The 18,850-nt window shown below is 65.8% G+C and carries 17 protein-coding genes and 1 pseudogene; 12 read left to right on the top strand and 6 right to left on the bottom strand.

Annotated elements, in window-relative coordinates:
• Positions 1–59 precede the first annotated feature (59 nt).
• From hsaA to A5788_RS19795, 7 genes are read left to right on the top strand one after another with little or no spacing between them, the layout of a single operon-like run.
• Complete coding sequence (gene hsaA, locus A5788_RS19825; protein ID WP_049697732.1) at positions 60–1,295, top strand: 3-hydroxy-9,10-secoandrosta-1,3,5(10)-triene-9,17-dione monooxygenase oxygenase subunit; 1,236 nt, start codon at positions 60–62, stop codon at positions 1,293–1,295.
• Positions 1,296–1,312: 17 nt separating this feature from the next.
• Positions 1,313–2,227 carry an iron-dependent extradiol dioxygenase HsaC gene (hsaC, locus tag A5788_RS19820; protein WP_049697733.1) on the top strand — a complete coding sequence of 305 codons (915 nt, stop codon included), beginning with the start codon at positions 1,313–1,315 and terminating at the stop codon, positions 2,225–2,227.
• A 20-nt stretch (positions 2,228–2,247) separates the two neighbouring features.
• Positions 2,248–2,820 carry a 3-hydroxy-9,10-secoandrosta-1,3,5(10)-triene-9,17-dione monooxygenase reductase subunit gene (gene hsaB / locus A5788_RS19815; RefSeq protein ID WP_049697734.1) on the top strand — a complete coding sequence of 191 codons (573 nt, stop codon included), beginning with the start codon at positions 2,248–2,250 and terminating at the stop codon, positions 2,818–2,820.
• Positions 2,793–4,019 carry a hypothetical protein gene (locus A5788_RS19810; protein WP_082938030.1) on the top strand — a complete coding sequence of 409 codons (1,227 nt, stop codon included), beginning with the start codon at positions 2,793–2,795 and terminating at the stop codon, positions 4,017–4,019. Before hsaB ends, A5788_RS19810 begins: the two co-directional genes overlap by 28 nt.
• Positions 4,016–4,840, top strand: a complete 825-nt coding sequence (locus A5788_RS19805; RefSeq protein ID WP_049697736.1) for an SDR family oxidoreductase — start codon at positions 4,016–4,018, stop codon at positions 4,838–4,840. The genes A5788_RS19810 and A5788_RS19805 overlap by 4 nt, the downstream gene beginning before the upstream one ends.
• Positions 4,833–5,972 (top strand): sulfotransferase family protein, encoded by a 1,140-nt coding sequence (locus A5788_RS19800; protein ID WP_064869012.1) that lies wholly within the window; start codon positions 4,833–4,835, stop codon positions 5,970–5,972. The genes A5788_RS19805 and A5788_RS19800 overlap by 8 nt, the downstream gene beginning before the upstream one ends.
• A 9-nt stretch (positions 5,973–5,981) precedes the next feature.
• The gene (locus A5788_RS19795; protein ID WP_049697737.1) at positions 5,982–6,611 is read left to right on the top strand and encodes a TMEM175 family protein; all 630 of its coding nucleotides are present in this window, start codon (positions 5,982–5,984) and stop codon (positions 6,609–6,611) included.
• Positions 6,612–7,016: 405 nt separating this feature from the next.
• Here A5788_RS19795 and A5788_RS19790 read toward each other — a convergent pair whose 3' ends face one another.
• The 5 genes from A5788_RS19790 to A5788_RS19770 all read right to left on the bottom strand — a co-directional run bounded on the left by A5788_RS19790 (position 7,017) and on the right by A5788_RS19770 (position 11,756).
• The gene (locus tag A5788_RS19790) at positions 7,017–8,129 is read right to left on the bottom strand and encodes an acyl-CoA dehydrogenase family protein (protein WP_049698042.1); all 1,113 of its coding nucleotides are present in this window, start codon (positions 8,127–8,129) and stop codon (positions 7,017–7,019) included.
• Positions 8,126–9,097, bottom strand: coding sequence for an acyl-CoA dehydrogenase family protein (locus A5788_RS19785; RefSeq protein ID WP_049697738.1), 972 nt, complete (start codon positions 9,095–9,097; stop codon positions 8,126–8,128). Before A5788_RS19785 ends, A5788_RS19790 begins: the two co-directional genes overlap by 4 nt.
• Positions 9,098–9,100: 3 nt before the next feature.
• Entirely contained in the window at positions 9,101–10,267 is a 1,167-nt protein-coding gene (locus tag A5788_RS19780; RefSeq protein ID WP_049697739.1) for an acyl-CoA dehydrogenase family protein, read from the bottom strand.
• Positions 10,268–10,270: 3 nt separating this feature from the next.
• Positions 10,271–11,188: an enoyl-CoA hydratase gene (locus A5788_RS19775; RefSeq protein ID WP_049697740.1), complete on the bottom strand. Its 918-nt coding sequence runs from the start codon at positions 11,186–11,188 to the stop codon at positions 10,271–10,273.
• An 85-nt stretch (positions 11,189–11,273) separates the two neighbouring features.
• Positions 11,274–11,756: a hypothetical protein gene (locus A5788_RS19770; RefSeq protein WP_049697741.1), complete on the bottom strand. Its 483-nt coding sequence runs from the start codon at positions 11,754–11,756 to the stop codon at positions 11,274–11,276.
• A gap of 266 nt (positions 11,757–12,022) precedes the next feature.
• Here A5788_RS19770 and cysC point away from each other — a divergent pair.
• Both cysC and A5788_RS19760 read left to right on the top strand, forming a co-directional pair.
• A pseudogene (cysC, locus tag A5788_RS19765) lies at positions 12,023–12,592 on the top strand (adenylyl-sulfate kinase); the annotation flags it as partial.
• Between the two features lie 96 nt (positions 12,593–12,688).
• Positions 12,689–13,489 (top strand): 3'(2'),5'-bisphosphate nucleotidase CysQ, encoded by an 801-nt coding sequence (locus tag A5788_RS19760; protein ID WP_049697743.1) that lies wholly within the window; start codon positions 12,689–12,691, stop codon positions 13,487–13,489.
• On the opposite strand, the gene eccA is transcribed toward A5788_RS19760, so the two are convergent.
• Positions 13,449–15,242: a type VII secretion AAA-ATPase EccA gene (gene eccA, locus A5788_RS19755; protein WP_049698043.1), complete on the bottom strand. Its 1,794-nt coding sequence runs from the start codon at positions 15,240–15,242 to the stop codon at positions 13,449–13,451. The two genes, A5788_RS19760 and eccA, sit on opposite strands and share 41 nt — an antisense overlap.
• A 138-nt stretch (positions 15,243–15,380) precedes the next feature.
• Between eccA and purL the strand changes: the two genes are divergently transcribed.
• The 3 genes from purL (at position 15,381) to A5788_RS19740 (ending at position 18,850) form a co-directional block, all read left to right on the top strand.
• Positions 15,381–17,684 (top strand): phosphoribosylformylglycinamidine synthase subunit PurL, encoded by a 2,304-nt coding sequence (gene purL / locus A5788_RS19750; protein ID WP_049698044.1) that lies wholly within the window; start codon positions 15,381–15,383, stop codon positions 17,682–17,684.
• A gap of 119 nt (positions 17,685–17,803) precedes the next feature.
• A complete protein-coding gene (locus A5788_RS19745; protein ID WP_082938029.1) occupies positions 17,804–18,280 on the top strand; it encodes a CD225/dispanin family protein in 477 nt (158 codons plus the stop codon).
• 48 nt (positions 18,281–18,328) lie between these two features.
• On the top strand, positions 18,329–18,850 hold the full coding sequence (locus A5788_RS19740; protein WP_414651988.1) for a DUF2752 domain-containing protein: 522 nt from the start codon (positions 18,329–18,331) through the stop codon (positions 18,848–18,850).

Below are 18,850 nucleotides of genomic sequence, written 5' to 3'. Positions count from 1 at the left end.
ATCTCAGATTTGAAACCAGTGTCTCACGAACGCGAATCGACAGGTAGGAGCCGGGCCAGATGCCAGCACATGAGCCGTCAGCACTTCAATCGGTGGCGCCGGACGCGCAGACGAGCGCCGACCGGGCAGACGCAGCTGCACAGGTGCTCGAGAAGATCAACGCGCTGCTGCCCGAGATCGAGCAGCGGGCGCAGCAGACCGAGGACCTCCGCCAGATCCCCGACGAAACGGTGTCCAGCCTCGACGACGCGGGCTTCTTCAAGCTCCTGCAGCCGTCGCAGTGGGGTGGATACGAGGCCGACCCGGTCACGTTCTACGAGGCAGTGCGCAGGATCGGCAGTGCATGTGGATCGACCGGGTGGGTCTCGGGCATCATCGGCGTCCACAACTGGCACCTCGCACTGTTCGATCAGCAGGCGCAGGAAGACGTCTGGGGCTCCGATCCGTCGGTGCGCATCTCGTCGTCGTATGCCCCGATGGGTGCCGGCCAGGTTGTCGACGGCGGGTACGTCGTGAACGGGTCGTGGGCGTGGTCGTCGGGTAGTGGCATCGCCGACTGGGTGTTCGTCGGTGGTCCGGTCATCAAGGACGGCAAGCCCGTCGACTTCGTCAGCTTCCTGATTCCGCGCGAGGACTACAACATCAAGGACGTCTGGAACGTGGTGGGGCTGCGGGGCACCGGCTCGAACACGATCGAGGTCAAGGACGTCTTCGTGCCACGGCATCGCATGCTCAGTTACCGCACGATGGGGATGGGTCAGGCGCCAGGGCTCGAGCGCAACACCGCTCCGGTGTACAAGATGCCCTGGGGCACAATTCATCCCAGCACCATCTCGACGCCGATCGTCGGTATGGCATACGGGGCGTACGCCGCGCATGTCGAACATCAGGGCAAGCGTGTACGTGCGGCCTATGCGGGAGAGAAGGCCAAGGACGATCCGTTCGCGAAGGTCCGGATCGCCGGTGCGGCAAGCGATATCGACGCGGCGTGGCGACAGTTGTCGGGCAATCTCGCCGACGAATACAACTACATCTTGCGCGGCGAGGAAGTGCCGATGGAACTGCGGCTCGCCGCACGTCGCGACCAGGTACGGGCCACCGGGCGGGCGATCGCCTCGATCGACACGCTGTTCGAGAACTCGGGTGCACACGCCCTCGAGAACGGCACGCCCATCCAGCGATTCTGGCGCGATGCCCACGCGGGTCGCGTCCACGCCGCCAACGACCCCGAGCGGGCCTACGTCGCATTCGGCAACGGGGAGTTCGGGATTCCCGTCGGCGACACGATGGTCTGAGTGGAGCACCTGAAACGATGAGCGACAGCCCCATCAGTTCCCTCGGCTACATGCGCATCGAGGCCACCGACATGGCCGCGTGGCGCGAATACGGACTCAAGGTCCTCGGCATGATCGAGGGCAAGGGTGCAACGCCCGATGCCCTCTATCTGCGCATGGACGATTTTCCCGCGCGACTAGTCATCGTGCCGTCCGACCGCGACCATCTCGGCAGCACCGGCTGGGAATGTCCGAATGCGCAAGCGCTGCAGGATGTTCGGGACCGTCTCGCATCCGCGGGCGTGATCTTCCGCGAGGGCAAGGACGAGGAACGCCTCGACCGTCGGGTCGACGAGATGATCATCTTCGACGACCCGGCGGGCAATACCCTCGAGGTATTTCACGGTGCGGCACTGGAACATCGGCGCGTCGTCAGCCCGTACGGGCACTCGTTCGTCACCGGCGACCAGGGACTCGGCCACGTCGTACTCACCTGCGACGACGACAAAGCAGCACTGGCCTTCTATCGCGATGTCCTCGGCTTCAAGCTGCGTGACTCGATGCGACTCCCACCGCAGGCGGTGGGTCGCGAAGAGGGCGACGAGGTTCCGTGGCTGCGCTTCCTCGGATGCAACCCGAGACACCATTCGCTCGCGTTCCTGCCCATGCCGAACGCGACGGGCATCGTGCACCTCATGGTCGAGGTCGGTGAGTCCGACGACGTCGGGCTCTGCCTCGACAGGGCGCTGCGTCGAAAGGTGCCGATGTCGGCATCTCTCGGACGCCACGTCAACGACCTGATGCTCTCGTTCTACATGAAGACGCCCGGCGGATTCGACGTCGAATTCGGCTGTGAGGGACGGCAGGTCGACGACGGCGAGTGGGTGGCGAGGGAGAGTACCGCGGTGAGCTTGTGGGGACACGACTTCACCGTCGGATTCAAGAACCAGTGAACGGGAGGGCGAGCGCCCAGATGGCTGCGACACCGTACGGGTCAAGTGATTTCGACACACGTCAGTTCCGCACCGCGATGGGGCAGTTCTGTACCGGCGTCACGGTCATCACCACGCTCACCGCTGACGGGGCGCCGTCGGGGTTCGCCTGTCAGTCGTTCGCGGCGCTCTCGCTCGATCCGCCGCTCGTGCTCTTCTGCCCGCAGAAGACGTCGCGGACCTGGCGGGTGATCGAGGAGAACGGGAGCTTCTGCGTCAACATCCTCTCCAACCGGCAGCAGGATGTCAGTGCGGCGTTCGGTGCACCGGGCGACGACAAGTTCGCGGGAATCGCCTGGGACCCGTCGCCTGCAGGACTCCCCGTCATCAGACACGGTTTGACGTGGGTCGAGTGTTCCGTCGAACGCGTCGACGACGGCGGCGACCACCACATCGTGATCGGTCGGGTGCTGACACTCGGAGAAGTGTTGCAGGACAAGCCGCTTCTCTTCTACCGGGGTGGCTATCTCTCGACCGAGCATCCGCGGGTCACCCCAGCGCAGGCCGAGCTAGACAACTTCCTGACATGGACCGGAGGAGACACGTGGCTGTGACGACGACCCCCATCTCGCGAACAGTCGACGTCACCGGTCCCTTCACCGACGCCATCACACAGGCGCAGACATTGATCGCCAATGCCGACTTCGCACTCACGGAGGCCGATCTCGCAGAGGGATTCGACTACCTGGCCGGAAGCATCGCGGCGACACTGCAATTGGCGCGAGCGCGCAGTCGAACCCATCCCGGGTTCGTGACCTCAACGGGACCGACCACCAAGATTGGCCTCGACAACCCGGACACCCTCTACCTCCACGCAGACATCGAGCCGAACGCAACGTATCGGGTCTGGGGACGACGCGGCAGCACAACGGATCTGAGCTTCCAGGTACTCCGCGGCGACTACACACCAAGCGAAGTGCCCGGCGGTGACGACGCCTTCGACGACCGGCGGATTCCGATCAACTCCCACGGGACGTTCGAGATCACCTTCGGGCCGGATCTGTCCGCTGCATCTGCGCGCGACGACTACTTCGCCCTCGGCGACGGAGCGTCGATGCTCGCGGTGCGTGAGGTGTATTCCGACTGGTCGCAGCGTAGGGGAGAGATCGCCATCGAGCGGGTCGACACGGTGGGCAGCGCCCCCGCCGACCTCGACCTCGCGCGGGTGCAGCGACGGTACGCCACCGCGGGCAAGATGCTCCTGGCACGGCTGAATACCTGGTTCAACTTTCCGAAGTGGTTCTACCTCGACGAGCCGGTCAACACCTTCACGCCGCCGCGGCTCACCCCCGGTGGATTGTCGACGCAGTATTCTTCCGTCGGGCATTTCAGACTGCTGCCCGGTGAGGCCATGATCATCACGGTTCCGAAATCTGCTGCGCCGTATCAGGGTTTTCAGCTCGGCAGCATGTGGTACATCTCGCTCGACTACGTCAACCACCAGACCAGCCTGAACTCCGCGCAGGCGCAGGTCGACCGCGACGGCATGATCCGATTGGTGCTCGCACACGACAATCCCGGCGTCGCCAACTGGATCGAGACCACCGGTCACGAGGTCGGGATCATGCAATTCCGATGGCAGCGAACAGATGTGCCGATCCCGCCGGAACAGGGGCCGACGGCACAGGTCGTCGACGCGGGCGACATCGCCGATCATCTGCCCTACCTCGACGACAACAGGCTCGACCCCGCGGGCTGGGCTGCGCGAATTGCCCTCCGCCAGCGCGGCTTTGCAGAGAGAATGCTGGGATGACCGAGATGGCGCGTGCGGGGCTGCTCGACGACAAGGTGGTCGTCGTGTCCGGGGTTGGGCCGGGACTCGGCCGATCAATCTGTCTGCGCGCGGCAGCACACGGCGCTCGCGTGGTGCTCGCCGCGCGAACCGAGTCGCGGCTCAAGGAGATCTCCGCGGAGGTAGACGCTGCCGGCGGTCGCTCGCTTGTCGTCCCCACCGACATCACCGACGACGACGCGGTCGACCAGTTGGTCGCTGCCACTCTTGCCGAGTTCGGACGGGTCGACGTCGTCGTGAACAATGCCTTCGCGGTTCCGTCTATGAAGCCGTTGGCCCGCACTGACTTCGAGCAGATCAACGCGAGTATCGAGCTGACCGTACTCGGGACGCTGCGCGTCGTGAAAGCCTTCACCGCCGCGCTTGCCGACGCGGCGTCGGAATCTCCTTCGCCGCGAGCGACGAGCGCGATAGTCAACATCAACTCGATGGTCATCCGACACTCCGAACCGCGCTATGGCAGTTACAAGTTGGCGAAGGCGGCGCTGCTCGCCATGTCGCAGACGTTGGCCACGGAATTGGGTGACAAGCGGATACGGGTGAACTCCGTTGCGCCAGGCTATATCTGGGACGATCAGCTGAAGTGGTACTTCGGCGAGGTCGCCAAGAAGTACGGCATCAGCGAGGACGACGTCTACGCGCAGACCGCCGCGCGCTCCGACCTCAAGCGTCTGCCGGAGCCGGACGAGATCGCTGACGCCGTCGTATTTCTCGCCTCCGATGCGGCCAGTGCGATCACCGGTCACACCCTCGACGTGAACTGTGGGGAATACCATGACTGAGTCAGTCGGCAGGCGCAACGTCGGTACGATCGACGATCTGCACGAATCGGCTATGCGGACAACGGGTCTCGATGACTTCGGCGACGACGCATACCTCGAGCCGCTCGGCGTGCTACTCGATTCGTACGCGAACGAAGCGGGCCTCACCGAGCTCGGTAGCAAGATGTTTCGATACTTCCTCAAGGGGGCGTTGATCGCTCGACTGATGAGCGAAGCGTCGTGGCGGGCCACCCCGTCGTACGCCGACGTCGAGATCACCCGTCCGATCTTCGTGACCGGGCTGCCCCGCACCGGGACCACCGCCCTGCATCGACTGCTCGCCGCCGACCCCGCGCACCAGGGACTCGAGATGTGGCTGACCGAGTTTCCGCAGCCGCGGCCGCCGCGCGAGCAGTGGGCGTCCAATCCGGTCTATCAGCAGATCGACGCGGGTATCGCGCAACACCACGTCGAGAATCCGGAATTCATGGGTCTGCACTATCTCGACGCCAGTGAGGTCGAGGAGTGCTGGCAGTTGTTGCGGCAGAGCATCATGTCGATCTCGTACGAATCGCTCGCCTACGTGCCGACGTACTCGAGGTGGCTCGCTGAGCAGGACTGGACACCGGCCTACGCGCGGCATCGTCGAAATCTTCAGATGATCGGCTCGAACGATCGCGGGAAACGATGGGTGCTGAAGAACCCGAGTCATCTCTTCGCCCTCGACGCGCTGATGGCGGTGTATCCCGACGCGCTGGTGATCCAGACGCATCGCGCGCCGGAGACGAGCATCGCGTCGATGTGCAGTCTCGCCGAACACGCCACTCCGGGGTGGTCGACTGTCTTCGTCGGCGACACGATCGGACGTACACAACTCGACCTCTGGTCACGTGGATTGCGCCAATTCTCGCAGGCGCGTGCGCAATACGACGAGGCGCAGTTCCTCGACGTCGACTTCGACGACCTGCGGGCAGACCCGCTCGGGACCGTCGAACGCGTGTATGCGGCGCTGGGCACCGACATCTCGGAACCGGCGCGCGCCGCGATGGTCGCCCTTGATGCCGAGAGCGCGTCGGGCGCACGTCGGCCCCAACATCGGTATGCCCTCTCGGATTACGGATTCACGGAGGCGGAGGTCGCCGCGGCGTTCTAGAGTCGGGGCATGGCAGCACCCGAAGGGCGACGTACCGCTGAGGGTTTTCGACGATTGATCTCGTTCGCCGATGCGGTGGTTGCCATTGCGCTCACGCTGTTGGTCTTGCCTCTCGCCGAGATCGGTAAGGAGATCGGGAGCGATACGACGGTGGTCGCGGTTTTTCGTGACCACTCCAGTGAGCTACTCGGATTTCTCATCAGCTTTTTCGTGATCTGGGTGCTGTGGCGCAATCACCATCGCATGATCGAGTACTTCGACGCCTACGACAAGGTGCTGTTCAACCTGCACATGGTGTGGCTGTTCACGATCGTCGTGCTGCCCTTCGCCACCTCGCTTATCAGTGGTCCGACGTTGAAGTGGGGTACGGCGTTCTACATCGCGGTGCTCCTGGTGTCGGTGTCGAGCCTGGTGGCGATAAGCGAGTGGGGTAGGAGGCATCGGGAGCTGTTGGCGATTGGCGAAGACGTCGACGAGTGGGTGGCGAGTGCTCCCGATGTCGGCACGGTGATTGCGCTCGTCGTGGCGCTCGTCGGGTCGCTGCTGGTGCCGCAGTGGGGGAGCTGGTGGCTGGTGGTGCTCTTCCTGGCGGGTCCCGCTGACAAGATCGTCGCGGCCGTGGCCCCGCGCAGGCGGTAGGTCGCGACAGGCTCGACCAGCGGGGGGCGCGGCCCGAGCAGCGAAGCCTTCTCCGCTGGTCGAGCGGGCGCGAGCGTAGCGAGCACCCGAGTCGAGACCACTTCCCGCTGCGACTGGTGGTCTCGACAAGCTCGACCAGCGGAGGGGCGGCTCGATCAGCGGTGGGGAGCTCGACCAGCGGGTCTCGACAGGCGAGATTTCCCCGCTGGTCGAGCGGGCGCGAGCGGAGCGAGCACCCGAGTCGAGACCACTTTCCGCCCGCTCGGTGGTCTCGACAGGCTCGACCAGCGGTAGGGCTCGACCAGCGGTGGGGTGGTCTCGACAAGCTCGACCAGCGGTGCGGCTCGACCAGCGGTGCGGCTCGACCAGCGGTGCGGCGGCTCGACCAGCGCTCGGGCGGCTCGGCTAGCCGCGCAGGGCGTCGACCATCTCGGCGACGATGTCGTGTGGTTGGCCGAAGAGCTGGGCGCTGCCGTGGGCGCGTTTGAAGTACAGCCCGATGTCGTGTTCGGCGGTGATCCCGATGCCGCCGTGGATCTGGATCGCCTCGCCCGCGACGGTGGCGAACGCTTCCGAGCAGTACACGTGGGCCGAGGCCGCGAGGTCGGCGGCATTCGGGTCGTCGGCGACGACGGTCTCGATGGCCGCGCGTGCGAGCGATCGCGACGACTCGACGAGCGTGTACATGTCGGCCATGCGATGTTTGAGCGCCTGGAATGACCCGATGATCCGGCCGAACTGAGTCCTCGACGATGCGTGCTCCACGGCGAGTCGGAGCGCGCGGTCGGCGCCGCCGACCTGTTCAGCTGCGAGGAGTGCCCAGGCAAGCGTGCGCAGTCGCGACACCACGTTGCCCGCTGCGGTGACAGCGGTGGCCGCGGTGTCGTCGAATGTGATGCGGGCCAACGGCCGCGTCGGGTCGACGGTGGGGAGTGCGGTCACCTCGATACCGTCGGCGTCGGCATCGACGACGTGCAGTGTGATGCCGGACGGTGTGCCGGCGAGGACGAGCAGCAGGTCGGCTGACTCGCCGTCGATGACGAACTCTGCTGTGCCGGTGAGCAATCCGGCTTCACTGGAGACACCGGGGATGTCCCACCCCGTCGCGCCCGCCCAGCACAGACTAGCGATGCGTTCTCCGGATGCGATGTCGGGAAGCAGCCGCGCGCACGCGTCGGTATCGCCGCTGAGCAGCAGGGCGCCGGACGCGAGTGCCGTCGAGAAGACAGGCACGGGACTCAGCGTCGCGCCGAGTTCCTCGAGCACCGTTGCGGTTTCGACGAACGATGCTCCCGCACCGCCGAACTCCTCCGGGACCGCGAGAGCTGCCACGCCGATCTCATCGCACAATGTGCGCCACAGGTCGCTGTCGAACCGGCGGGGTGTGCGCATCGCCGCGCGCACCGCTGTGGAGTCGGATCGCTTGGCCAGAAGATCGGCGACGGACTGCCGCAACGCATCCCGGTCCTCGGTGGATACCGTGCTGTGTGTTGCCGTGTTGTGTGTCGTCGTGCTCACAGCGACTCCAGAATCCGCGCGCGATGCTGTGCCGGCGTCCCCCACGCGCTCACCAGCGCGCGAGTCTTGGTGATGTACAACGACAGATCGTGTTCGGAGGTGTATCCGATCGCACCGACAACCTGAAGAGCTCGCCGGGATGCCAGGTACGCGGCGTCGGCCGCTGCAACCTTGGCCGCGGAGATGTCACGGCTCACGTCGACGCCCTCGGGAACTCCGCCGTCGATGCCGACTGCTGCGCCGTGGACGAGCGGGCGGGCCATCTCGAGGGCGATCGCGACGTCGGCGAGGTGATGCTTGACCGCCTGGAACGATCCGATCTGGCGCCCGAATTGCTTGCGTGACAACGCGTAGTCGGATGCGAGTCGGAGCATCGTCGAGCCGAGACCGAGTAGTTGAGCCGCGGTGGACAGTGCTCCGAACTGTGCGGCTCGGTCGCCATCGACACCGTCTGCGATCACCTCGGCCGCGCGCACCGTGGACACCGTTCGCGTGGGATCGACCGACTGTGCTGTGTCGTCGACCGTCGCGAGCGACAATGTGCCGTTGTCGACGACATACACGTGCTCGGCAGCATCGGTGTCGGCTGCACGCGGAGAAAGGGGCGCGATTGCCGCCGAACTCAGCCGCCCCGATGCCGCAGCGTCGAGCGCATCTGACTCCGTGGCCGACCGCAGCAGGATCGGCACCACCGCAACGGATTCGACGATCGGCCCGGGGAGCGCGTGGCGGCCGATCTGTTCGAGTGCGACGACCATCTCGACGGCGCCTGCTCCGGCGCCACCGTGCTCCTCGTCGACGAGCAGGCCGAAGACGCCGATGTCGGCGAGCTGGCGGAAGACACCTGCCGCGGGAGAGCGATCACCGTCGGCCCATGCACGGGCAACGGCAGGCGCATCCGCTTTCGTGAGGAGCGTGTCGACGCTCGATGCGAGGTCGTCGTGGATGTCGGACAGCAGGAAGTCCATCGTTCACCTGTCCCCGCGCGGGAGGCCGAGGAGGCGCTCCGCGATCACATTGCGCTGAATCTCGTTGGTGCCTGCGTAGATCGGCCCGGACAGCGAGAAGAGGTAGCCGTCAATCCATGCGTCGTCGATCTCGGCGTCGGTGCCCTGTAGTTCCAGCGCTGTCTCGTGGGCCGCGATGTCCCACTGCGACCAGAAGACCTTGTTGATCGACGACTCCATGCCCAACTGCCCGCCTGCCGCGAGTCGGCTGACCGTCGCGTATGTCGACAGCTCGTAGGCCCGCGAGCCGATCCAGGCGTCGGCGACGCGTGTATCGACGCCGGAGGCGGTGGGTACGTTGTCCCGCTGCGCTTTCCACAGGTCGACGAGGCGATCCGTGGTGGCGAGGAAGCGACCTGGCGAACGCAACGACAGCCCCCGCTCGTTGGCGGCGGTGCTCATCGCGACCCGCCACCCGTTGTCGACGTCGCCGATGACGCCGGAGTTCGCCGGGTCGGCGGGGTCGTCGGGGACGAAGACGTTCTCGCAGAAGACTTCTGCGAATCCCGGCTCGCCGTCGAGTTGAGGGATCGGCCGCACCGTGACGCCCGGGCTGTGGAGGTCGAACATGAAGTAGGTGAGTCCCCGGTGGCGTTGCGCCTCTTTGTCGGTGCGGAACAGGCCGAATGCCCAGTCGGCGAAGCTCGATCGGGAACTCCACGTCTTCTGGCCGTTGAGGAGCCAGCCACCGTCGGTTCGGGTGGCCGTGGAGCGCAGCGAGGCCAGGTCGCTGCCGGCTTCGGGTTCGCTCCAGGCCTGGCCCCAGATGTCGTCGGCACGTGCTATACGAGGCATGATTCGGGCCAGTTGTTCTGGATGTGCGTGCTCGAAAAGTGTTGGTGCCAAGAGGAAGATGCCGTTCTGGCTCACTCGGCCGGGTGCGCCGGCACGGTAGTACTCCTCCTCGAAGATGATCCAGTGCAGGAGCGGGGCGTCGCGGCCACCGAACTCCTCCGGCCAACTCACCACCGACATGCGGTCGGCGGCCATTGTGCGCTCCCACTCCCGGTGCGCCTCGAAGCCCTCGGCGGTGTCCATCGAGGGAAGTGGTTGTGCGGGAACATGATCTGCGAGCCAGGTGCGCACCTCGAAGCGGAACTCGTCAGCGGCGGCGTCGAACGTCAGGTCCATCGGTCAGCGTCCGTTCGACGTCGAACCCGCGGACGCCTTCATCGACTTGGCATCCATGCCACCGAGCGAATCCCCACCGGAGGATTCGGCATTGGCCGAATGCGCGAAATGGTGCCAGCCGAATACCGAGTCCATCGCGGTGCGCATGCCCATCTGGTCCTCGCAGATGTTCACCGCCTTCTTGGACAAGAACAGTCCCTGCATCGGCATCGCGACGATGTTCTCGCAGATCGCATCGACCTTGGCGCCCAGGCCATCCCGCTCGACGACGTGGTTGACCATGCCCCACTGTTCTGCCTGTGTCGCGGTGAAGCGTTCGCCGGTGAAGAGGATCTCCTTGGCGCGACGTGGACCCAGCACGTAGGCGTGTGCGAAGTACTCGACGCCCGGAATACCCATACGTGCAACGGGATCGGAGAAGAACGCGTCGTCGGAGGCGACGATGAAGTCGCATACCCACGCGAGCATCAGGCCGCCCGCGATGCATGCGCCGTGCACGGCCGCGATCATCGGCTTCGGGATCTCCCGCCACCGTCGGCACATCCCGAGGTAGACCTCGGTCTCGCGGGCGAGACGTTGATCGGCTCCCGACTTGTCTGTGTGGTCCCAGTGCAGGGCGGCGACGTTGTCGTAGTACGTGTCGAAGTCACGCTCCGGGGTGCCGATGTCGTGGCCCGCCGAGAAGTGCTTGCCGTTCGCGCGAAGCACGATCGCCTTGACGTCGGGGTCGTCGACTGCCTTGCGGAACGCGGCGTCGAGCGAGTACGTCATCACCGAGTTCTGGGCATTGCGGTACTCGGGCCGGTTCAGCGTCACGTAGGCGACCGCGCCACCCGGACCGCCGACCTCGTAGGCGACCGGCGAGGTGTCCGGGCCGAGGTCGTCGGGACCAAGCGGGGCGGGGATCACGGCGTCGCTCATGCTCACGAGCTTAACCTAGCAAATGCTTGGTTGGTAGTCTCGCGTGCGGTTCCTGCAGTGTGCAGTGGTGGGTAGCGCCAGGGGTTTAGCGCACGGTGATTGTTCCGCTGCAGGCGGTGGTGGGGATTGCCCACAGCGCGTTGCGGTTGACCGCGCTGAGCGTGACCCGGACCTTGCCCGGGCCGGTGTTGAGCGCGAAGGTGGGTCCACCGACGAAGAGGGCGATCTTTGCCGTGTTGAAGGCAGTCCCTTTTCGGTTGTTGTTCAAGTTGTGCCAGTCGAGCCGCCCGGCGGATTCGTATCCTCCGCTGAATGTCCAGAAGGACGAGATGTCGCGGACAGCGGCGGTGACTGTGCCCGGTCCCGTCTGGGAGACGAACAGTCGCGCGGTGCTGTAGGGCTGGTCGACGATGTTCGGGCTGATGCCCCAACACCGTTCGAGGGGCGCGACCGTTTCGGCATGGGCGGTACCCGAGCCGACGCTGAGGGCGGCGAGTGACGACGCGGCGACCCCGGCGGCTGCAAGTGCAGTTGCGACGCGGGTGCGGATTGTGTGTCGATGATGCATGGTGTAGTCCTCGATCGGGTTCCGGATGCGAAACGTTGGCGGGAACGCCGCCGCGTCGGGATGTGCGGCGATGCACGACGGTTAATTCGGGCAATACGGCCGAATCGTTAGCTGGAATTGTGAGCTGTGACACGACCGTGACGTGGCAAGCTGAGACCATTCGGCGTCAGCAGCGAGATGAAGGTGGGCGCGACGGGGATGACGACAGAATGAACGCAGACGGGGGCGACGGCGGGCAGTCGGCGGGCAATGAGCGCGATCTGAACCCGAACGTCGTGTGGCAGGCCAGCAAAGTGTCGCGGGAGCAGCGCCCCCACCGTGGTGGGACCCTGTGGATCACCGGATTGTCGGGCTCTGGAAAGTCTTCTGTGGCAATCGAACTCGAGCGTCGACTGGTCACGCAGGGGCGACCTGCGTATCTGATGGACGGAGACAATCTCCGACACGGCCTCAACTCCGACCTCGGTTTCGGCGACGACGATCGGCGCGAGAACATCAGGCGCACAGCAGAAGTCGCGGCACTGTTCGCCGATTCCGGCTCCGTCGCGATTGTCTCGCTGATCTCGCCGTTCGCGGCGGAGCGTCAGCGTGCCCGCGAGATTCACGACGAACGCGCACTGCCGTTCTACGAGATCTTCCTCGACACGTCGTTGCAGGAGTGCGAACGCCGCGACCCCAAGGGCCTGTACGCCCGTGCACGGCGCGGTGAGATCAGTCACTTCACCGGGATCGACTCGCCCTACGAGCGGCCCGAGAAACCAGATGTCGTGATCCGGCCGACCGACGGGCTGCCAGCGGAGACGGCTGCCGCTGTTCTCGAACTTCTCGGGCTATGAGCGCCGAGCTCTCGGTCTACGATCAGCAGGCGTCGGCGTGGCCGGCGCGCGCAGGCGCATCCCGGCGCCTGGGCGAGAGGGTGGAAGGGGCAACGAGTGGACGACCGCAGCCTTGCCGGAGAACTGGCGACCGCAGCAGGTAAACTGCTTCTCGAGATCCGCGCGAACAGCGGCCTGACCGGCCGCGCGCTCGGCGACGAGGGAGATCGACGCTCCAACGACTTCCTGCTCGCCCGCCTCGCCACCGATCGCCCCGACGACGCTGTCCTCTCGGAGGAGTCGACGGACGACAAAGCCCGGCTGATCTCGCCGCGCGTCTGGATCGTCGACCCCGTCGACGGCACACGGGAATACGGGGCCGTCGACGAATCCGGTGAGGGCCGGAAGGACTGGGCTGTGCACGTCGCGCTCTGGTCGTCGACCGGCGGCGGCACGCTCATCGCCGGTGCCGTCGCGCTGCCCGCGCTCGGGATCACCTATGTCGACGACGAGACGCCCGTGGCGCCGACCGAGGGTCTCGCCGAGGTTCCGCGCGGTGACGCCCCGCGCGTCGTCGTCAGTGGCTCTCGTCCGCCCGCTTTCTCGCAGGCCGTCGCCGACGCGATCGGCGGCGAGGTCGTGCAGATGGGTTCAGCGGGCGCGAAGGCGATGGCCGTGGTGCGCGGTGAGGCCGACGCCTACGTGCACGCGGGTGGGCAGTACGAGTGGGATTCCGCGGCACCGGTTGCCGTCGCTCAGGCAAAAGGTCTGTGGTGCAGTCGAATCGATGGCTCGCCGCTGGTCTACAACCAGGACGACACCTATCTGCCCGACCTCGTGATCTGCCTGCCGGAGTTGCGCGACGCGATCATCGAGGTCACGAGTTCAGAGCCAACCCCGACATCAGAGTCGCGATAGCGGCGCGCACGTCGCTTGCTTCGATCCGCATCAGGTCTTCGGCTGACAGCGAGCCCAGATCGCCTGCGGTGAGCCGATATTCGCGCTCTTCCTCGGCAGATTCGACGATGTTCCGCACAAAGCGGCCGTTACCCGCGAGGTCGATTCCCCGCCGCGTTCCCGCACCGGCTTCGCGTACATCCTCATAGAGCGGTGCACACGCCTGCTCGATCTCGGCCGCAGCTTCGGGGGTAAGTATCGAATCACGGCGCCGCGCGAGGTAGTCGCCGATGCTGGCCAACTCCCGCGGGGTGTACGACTCGAAGCGGATGCGTCGGGCGAATCGTGACGCGAGGCCGTCGTTGGAGGCGAGGAACCTGTCGATCTCTGCGTCGTAGCCCGCGATGATCACCACGAGCCGGTCGCGGTTGTCCTCCATGCGAGCCAGCAGGGTGTCGACGGCCTCGCGTCCGAAGGCGTCGCCACCGGAGAGTCCTTGCTGGACAAGGGTGTACGCCTCGTCGATGAACAAGACGCCGTCCATGGCCGAGTCGATCAGCGCCGACGTCTTGATGGCTGTGCTGCCCAGGTGTTCGCCGACCATATCGCGTCTGGTGGCCTCGATGACCTTGTCGGACTTGATGAATCCGAGCCCGCAGTACATCTTGGCGATCACGCGCGCGACAGTTGTCTTGCCGGTGCCGGGCGGCCCGGTGAACGCCAGGTGCAGGCTGCGCGCCGACGTCGAGAGACCCCGGTCGGCGCGGATTCTGGCGACCGTCGCCGCCGACTGCAGTTTGGCGACCTGCTCCTTGACCGATGTCAGTCCGATCTGGGCGTCGAGCTCTGCCTGTGCGGCACTCACCAGATCTTCCGCGGTCTGCGACGCCTCGTCGGACTTGTCCGGTGATGTGAGTGTTGGTGGAGTCGTCGGGGCGGACGCGGGATCCCACGGATCGGTCCGCGCCGCGATCTCGTCGGCGGTGGTGACGGTCAGTCGCGTCGCGGGCGACCGGAGTGCGTCGGCAGCCGCGGTCAACGAGGGATCGCTGGCGAAGGCCTGCTCGAGCATCGATGTGGCCTGCGCCTGTTTGCCCTCGCCGCGCAGTGTGAGCCCGTAGGTGTACATCGCCCGGCTCGCACATGCGGGAATGGCGCATGACATGGCTCGTTCGAGGCGTCGAATGGCTTCGGCGCTCATTCCGAGCTGCGCGCAGGCGGTGCCCGTCAGATAGTCGGCGACGGCGCTCATGTGGGGGTCGTGCCACTGTTCTGAGCGCGCGAGCGTCGACAACACGTCCGGCCATCGCCCGGTGCGGAAGTAGAGCACGGCTTCGATGAACGTCACGATCGGAGTTCGACGCTGCTCGGCAATCGCGTCGACGACGTCACGTGCTCCCGCGAAGTCGTCGCCCGCGATCAGGGTCGCTGCGTAGGCGGCCGCAGCCTCGACGGCGTCGGTAAGCGGGTAGTCGAGGAACATGCCGGTGTACCACCGCCCGACAAGCGTTCGGGGCGGCAGTCCGAGTCTGCGTTGCTCCGCTCCGATGCGGTCGCTGTGTCGATAGAGCGCGAAGAGCACCTCGTTCGACGCGTCGCCGCAGGCCAGGCGACCGAGCCAGGCGTCGGCCATGGTCGGGTCCCACTCGCTGGCGCGCGTGAATGCCTTTGTTGCCTGCGCCTTGTTGTCGACCGGGTCGGTGCCCTCGACGGGGATCCCAAGTGAGAGCACCCCGAGCTCGAAGAGCTGCCGCGCCTTGCGGACGTCGGTCATCATCCCCCCCAAAAGTCCGATTGAACCGCTTCGCGTAGATCAATCACCGTAGCCGTTGTGTCGTGCGCTCGGGTCGCGGTCGACACAGTCCGAGCCCGATGCGGGCCGGGCGGTAGAATCTGGCAGGTGAGCGATCCTGTGGAGACCGTGTCTGTGGATTCAACGTCTGTGGATTCAATCGAACGGGCAGTCGACAGCCCCGATCAGCCCCAGCCCTACAAGGAACTCGGACTCAAGGACGACGAGTACGAGCGGATCAAGCAGATCCTCGGTCGCCGCCCGACCGATTCCGAACTCGCCATGTACTCGGTGATGTGGTCGGAGCACTGCAGCTACAAGTCGTCGAAGGTGCATCTGCGCTACTTCGGTGAGACCACCACCGAGGAGATGCGTTCGGGCATGCTCGCGGGCATCGGTGAGAACGCGGGTGTCGTCGACATCGGCGATGGCTGGGCCGTCACGTTCAAGGTTGAGTCGCACAACCATCCCAGCTACGTCGAGCCGTATCAGGGCGCAGCGACCGGTGTCGGTGGCATCGTCCGCGACATCATGGCGATGGGTGCCCGCCCGATCGCGGTGATGGACCAGCTCCGCTTCGGCAGGGCCGACGCCCCCGATACGCGACGCGTGCTCGACGGAGTGGTCCGCGGTGTCGGCGGCTACGGCAACTCGCTCGGACTGCCCAACATCGGCGGCGAAACGGTCTTCGACTCGAGTTACGCGGGCAACCCCCTGGTCAACGCACTGTGTGCGGGTGCGCTGCGCACCGAAGACCTGCAACTGGCCTTCGCGTCGGGAACCGGGAACAAGATCATCCTGTTCGGTGCTCGCACCGGACTCGACGGCATCGGCGGTGTGTCGGTGCTCGCCTCGGAGACCTTCGACGACACCGGCGAGTCCGGCCCCAATCGCAAGAAGCTGCCGAGCGTGCAGGTGGGCGACCCGTTCACCGAGAAGGTGCTCATCGAGTGCTGCCTCGAGCTCTATCACGCGGGGCTGGTCGTCGGTATCCAGGATCTCGGTGGCGCCGGACTTTCATGTGCCACATCGGAATTGGCATCGGCCGGCGACGGCGGCATGAAGATCGAACTCGAGAAGGTTCCCATGCGCGCGGTGGGGATGACACCCGCGGAGGTGCTCTCCAGCGAGTCGCAGGAACGCATGTGCGCGGTCGTCACCCCGGAGAATGTCGACGCCTTCCTCGCCGTGTGCCGCAAGTGGGATGTGCTCGCCACCGTGATCGGCGAGGTCACCGACGGCGACAACCTGGTGATCACGTGGAACGGTGAGACCGTCGTCGACGTCCCGCCGCGGACCGTCGCGCACGAGGGTCCGGTCTACGAGCGTCCGGTCGCCCGCCCCGACTGGCAGGACGGTGTGGTCGAGTCGACCACGGAGGCCCTGCAACGTCCGTCGACTCCCGACGAACTGCGTCAGACACTCCTCGACCTGCTCGAGTCGCCCGCACTCTGCAGCCGCAAGTTCATCACCGATCAATACGACCGGTACGTGCGCGGCAACACCGTGCTCGCCGAGCATGCCGACTCCGGAGTGATTCGGATCGACGAAAAGACCGGTCGAGGAATCGCTTTGGCCACCGACGCTTCGGGGCGCTACACCTTCCTCGACCCGTACCGGGGTGCACAGCTCGCGTTGGCCGAGGCGTATCGCAACGTGGCGGCGTCGGGTGCAACCCCCCGCGCGGTGACGAACTGCCTGAACTTCGGTTCGCCGGAGGACCCGGCGGTGATGTGGCAGTTCCAGCAGGCTGTGCACGGGTTGGCCGACGGGTGTCGCCAGCTCGGCATTCCGGTCACGGGCGGCAACGTCAGCTTCTACAACCAGACGGGGTCGACGCCGATCCTGCCGACACCGGTCGTCGGTGTACTCGGTGTGATCGACGACGTGCATCGTCGACTCCCGACCGACTTCGGTACCGAGCCCGGCGAGACGCTCATCCTGCTCGGCGAGACGCGCGACGAGTTCGACGGCTCGATCTGGGCGGAGGTCGCCTACGACCATCTCGGCGGTGTGCCGCCGGAGGTCGACCTCGACCACGAGAAACTGCTGGCCGACATTCTGACTGCTGCCTCACGCGACGGCTTGGTCTCGGCTGCGCATGATCTCAGCGAGGGCGGGCTGATCCAGGCCGTCGTCGAATCCGCGCTCGCAGGTGAAACCGGTTGTCGCATCCTGCTTCCCGAAGACGCTGATCCGTTTGTGTGGCTGTTCTCCGAATCGTCGGGACGTGTGCTGGTCGCGGTGCCGCGGACCGAGGAGTCGCGGTTCACCTCGATGCTCACCGCCCGACAGATGCCGTGGACGCGTATCGGTGTCGTCGATCAGGGTTCCGACTCGGTGACCGTGCAGGACCAGTTCGAGGTGACACTCGACGAACTGCGCGCCGTGCACGAGGGCACGCTGCCGAAGCTGTTCGGCTGAGACTGCTCGCCGGGCGTTGTTCCTGCTGTCGGGTCTTCGAATGGAATCGACGGCCCGTATAGGGTGTCCGTTGGCCGTGTCCGTTACGCTCCACTCGACCAAACTCGAGAGGAATCCCGATGACCAACCCGTATGACCCGCAGGGCGACCCGCTGAAGAAGGATGGCGGATACGGTCAGGCGCCCTACGGTGGCCAGCAATATGGGCAGCCCCAATACGATCAGCAACAGTACGGCCAGCAACAGTATGGGCAGCCCCAGTACGGTGGCCAGCCTCCATATGGTGGGCAGCCCTACGGGCAGCAGCCCCAGTACGGCTACGGACCCGCGGCACCCGAAAACAACCTGGTGTGGGCGATCCTGTGCACCGTGCTCTGCTGCTTGCCGCTGGGCATCGTGTCGATCGTCAAGGCGACGTCGGTGAACGGCCTGTGGGCCTCGGGCGATTACGCGGGCGCGCAGCAGGCCGCCGATGATGCCAAGAAGTGGGCCATGTGGGGTGCCATTGCGGGCGTCGCGAGCGTCGTCGTCAGCATCCTCATTTATGTCATCTTCTTCGTCATCCTCGTCGCCAGCGTCCCGTCGAGCTCGTACTGACGACCGCGAACTGACAACCACCGCGACACCGGAATGACCGACCCCGTGATGACCGAACGCGAGCCGGCCGACGGCGCCGCGTCGGACCCGCGCCCCGTGCATCCTCCGCGGGAGCGACTTTCCGCCCGCATCGAGCATGCGGTCCTCGGGACGGTCACCACGGTGTCGCGTCACCGCGTTGCCGGACCCGCGGTGGTTGTCGCCGCAGCGGTTGGCTGCTGTACCGCGATCTGGTTCGCCGATCCCACGACGCCGGGCGGGCCGTTGCCGATGTGTCCGACGAAGGCGTTGCTGCACATCGATTGTCCCGGCTGTGGTTCGCTACGTGCGATCTACTGGCTCATGCACGGCAACCTCGGAGAAGCGTTGCGGTACAACGCAGTCGGCGTCGTCGCCATCGCCTTGCTCGGGTGGGCGTTCGTCGCCTACTGCGTGGGTTTGTGGCGGGGCCGCCGGGTGCGCAGTTGGCAGCACCTGCGGTTCGCCCCGATCGTGACGCTGGTCGTCGTGGGCGTGTGGGTGGTGATCCGCAACATCCCCGTCGCGCCGTTCGACGCGCTGCGGGTCTGA

It is taken from the genome of Gordonia sp. 852002-50816_SCH5313054-c, assembly GCF_001665925.1.
Lineage (GTDB): Bacteria > Actinomycetota > Actinomycetes > Mycobacteriales > Mycobacteriaceae > Gordonia > Gordonia jacobaea.
This window is presented reverse-complemented; position numbering and strand designations above follow the sequence as displayed.

What these genes read in the sequence shown, in the direction of transcription:
- hsaA (WP_049697732.1), top strand. Translation starts at nt 60, where the DNA reads ATGCCAGCACATGAGCCGTCAGCACTTCAATCGGTGGCGCCGGACGCG.
- hsaC (WP_049697733.1), top strand. Translation starts at nt 1,313, where the DNA reads ATGAGCGACAGCCCCATCAGTTCCCTCGGCTACATGCGCATCGAGGCC.
- hsaB (WP_049697734.1), top strand. Translation starts at nt 2,248, where the DNA reads ATGGCTGCGACACCGTACGGGTCAAGTGATTTCGACACACGTCAGTTC.
- A5788_RS19810 (WP_082938030.1), top strand. Translation starts at nt 2,793, where the DNA reads ATGGACCGGAGGAGACACGTGGCTGTGACGACGACCCCCATCTCGCGA.
- A5788_RS19805 (WP_049697736.1), top strand. Translation starts at nt 4,016, where the DNA reads ATGACCGAGATGGCGCGTGCGGGGCTGCTCGACGACAAGGTGGTCGTC.
- A5788_RS19800 (WP_064869012.1), top strand. Translation starts at nt 4,833, where the DNA reads ATGACTGAGTCAGTCGGCAGGCGCAACGTCGGTACGATCGACGATCTG.
- A5788_RS19795 (WP_049697737.1), top strand. Translation starts at nt 5,982, where the DNA reads ATGGCAGCACCCGAAGGGCGACGTACCGCTGAGGGTTTTCGACGATTG.
- A5788_RS19785 (WP_049697738.1), bottom strand. Translation starts at nt 9,097, where the DNA reads ATGGACTTCCTGCTGTCCGACATCCACGACGACCTCGCATCGAGCGTC.
- A5788_RS19780 (WP_049697739.1), bottom strand. Translation starts at nt 10,267, where the DNA reads ATGGACCTGACGTTCGACGCCGCCGCTGACGAGTTCCGCTTCGAGGTG.
- A5788_RS19775 (WP_049697740.1), bottom strand. Translation starts at nt 11,188, where the DNA reads ATGAGCGACGCCGTGATCCCCGCCCCGCTTGGTCCCGACGACCTCGGC.
- A5788_RS19770 (WP_049697741.1), bottom strand. Translation starts at nt 11,756, where the DNA reads ATGCATCATCGACACACAATCCGCACCCGCGTCGCAACTGCACTTGCA.
- eccA (WP_049698043.1), bottom strand. Translation starts at nt 15,242, where the DNA reads ATGACCGACGTCCGCAAGGCGCGGCAGCTCTTCGAGCTCGGGGTGCTC.
- A5788_RS19745 (WP_082938029.1), top strand. Translation starts at nt 17,804, where the DNA reads ATGACCAACCCGTATGACCCGCAGGGCGACCCGCTGAAGAAGGATGGC.
- A5788_RS19740 (WP_414651988.1), top strand. Translation starts at nt 18,329, where the DNA reads ATGACCGAACGCGAGCCGGCCGACGGCGCCGCGTCGGACCCGCGCCCC.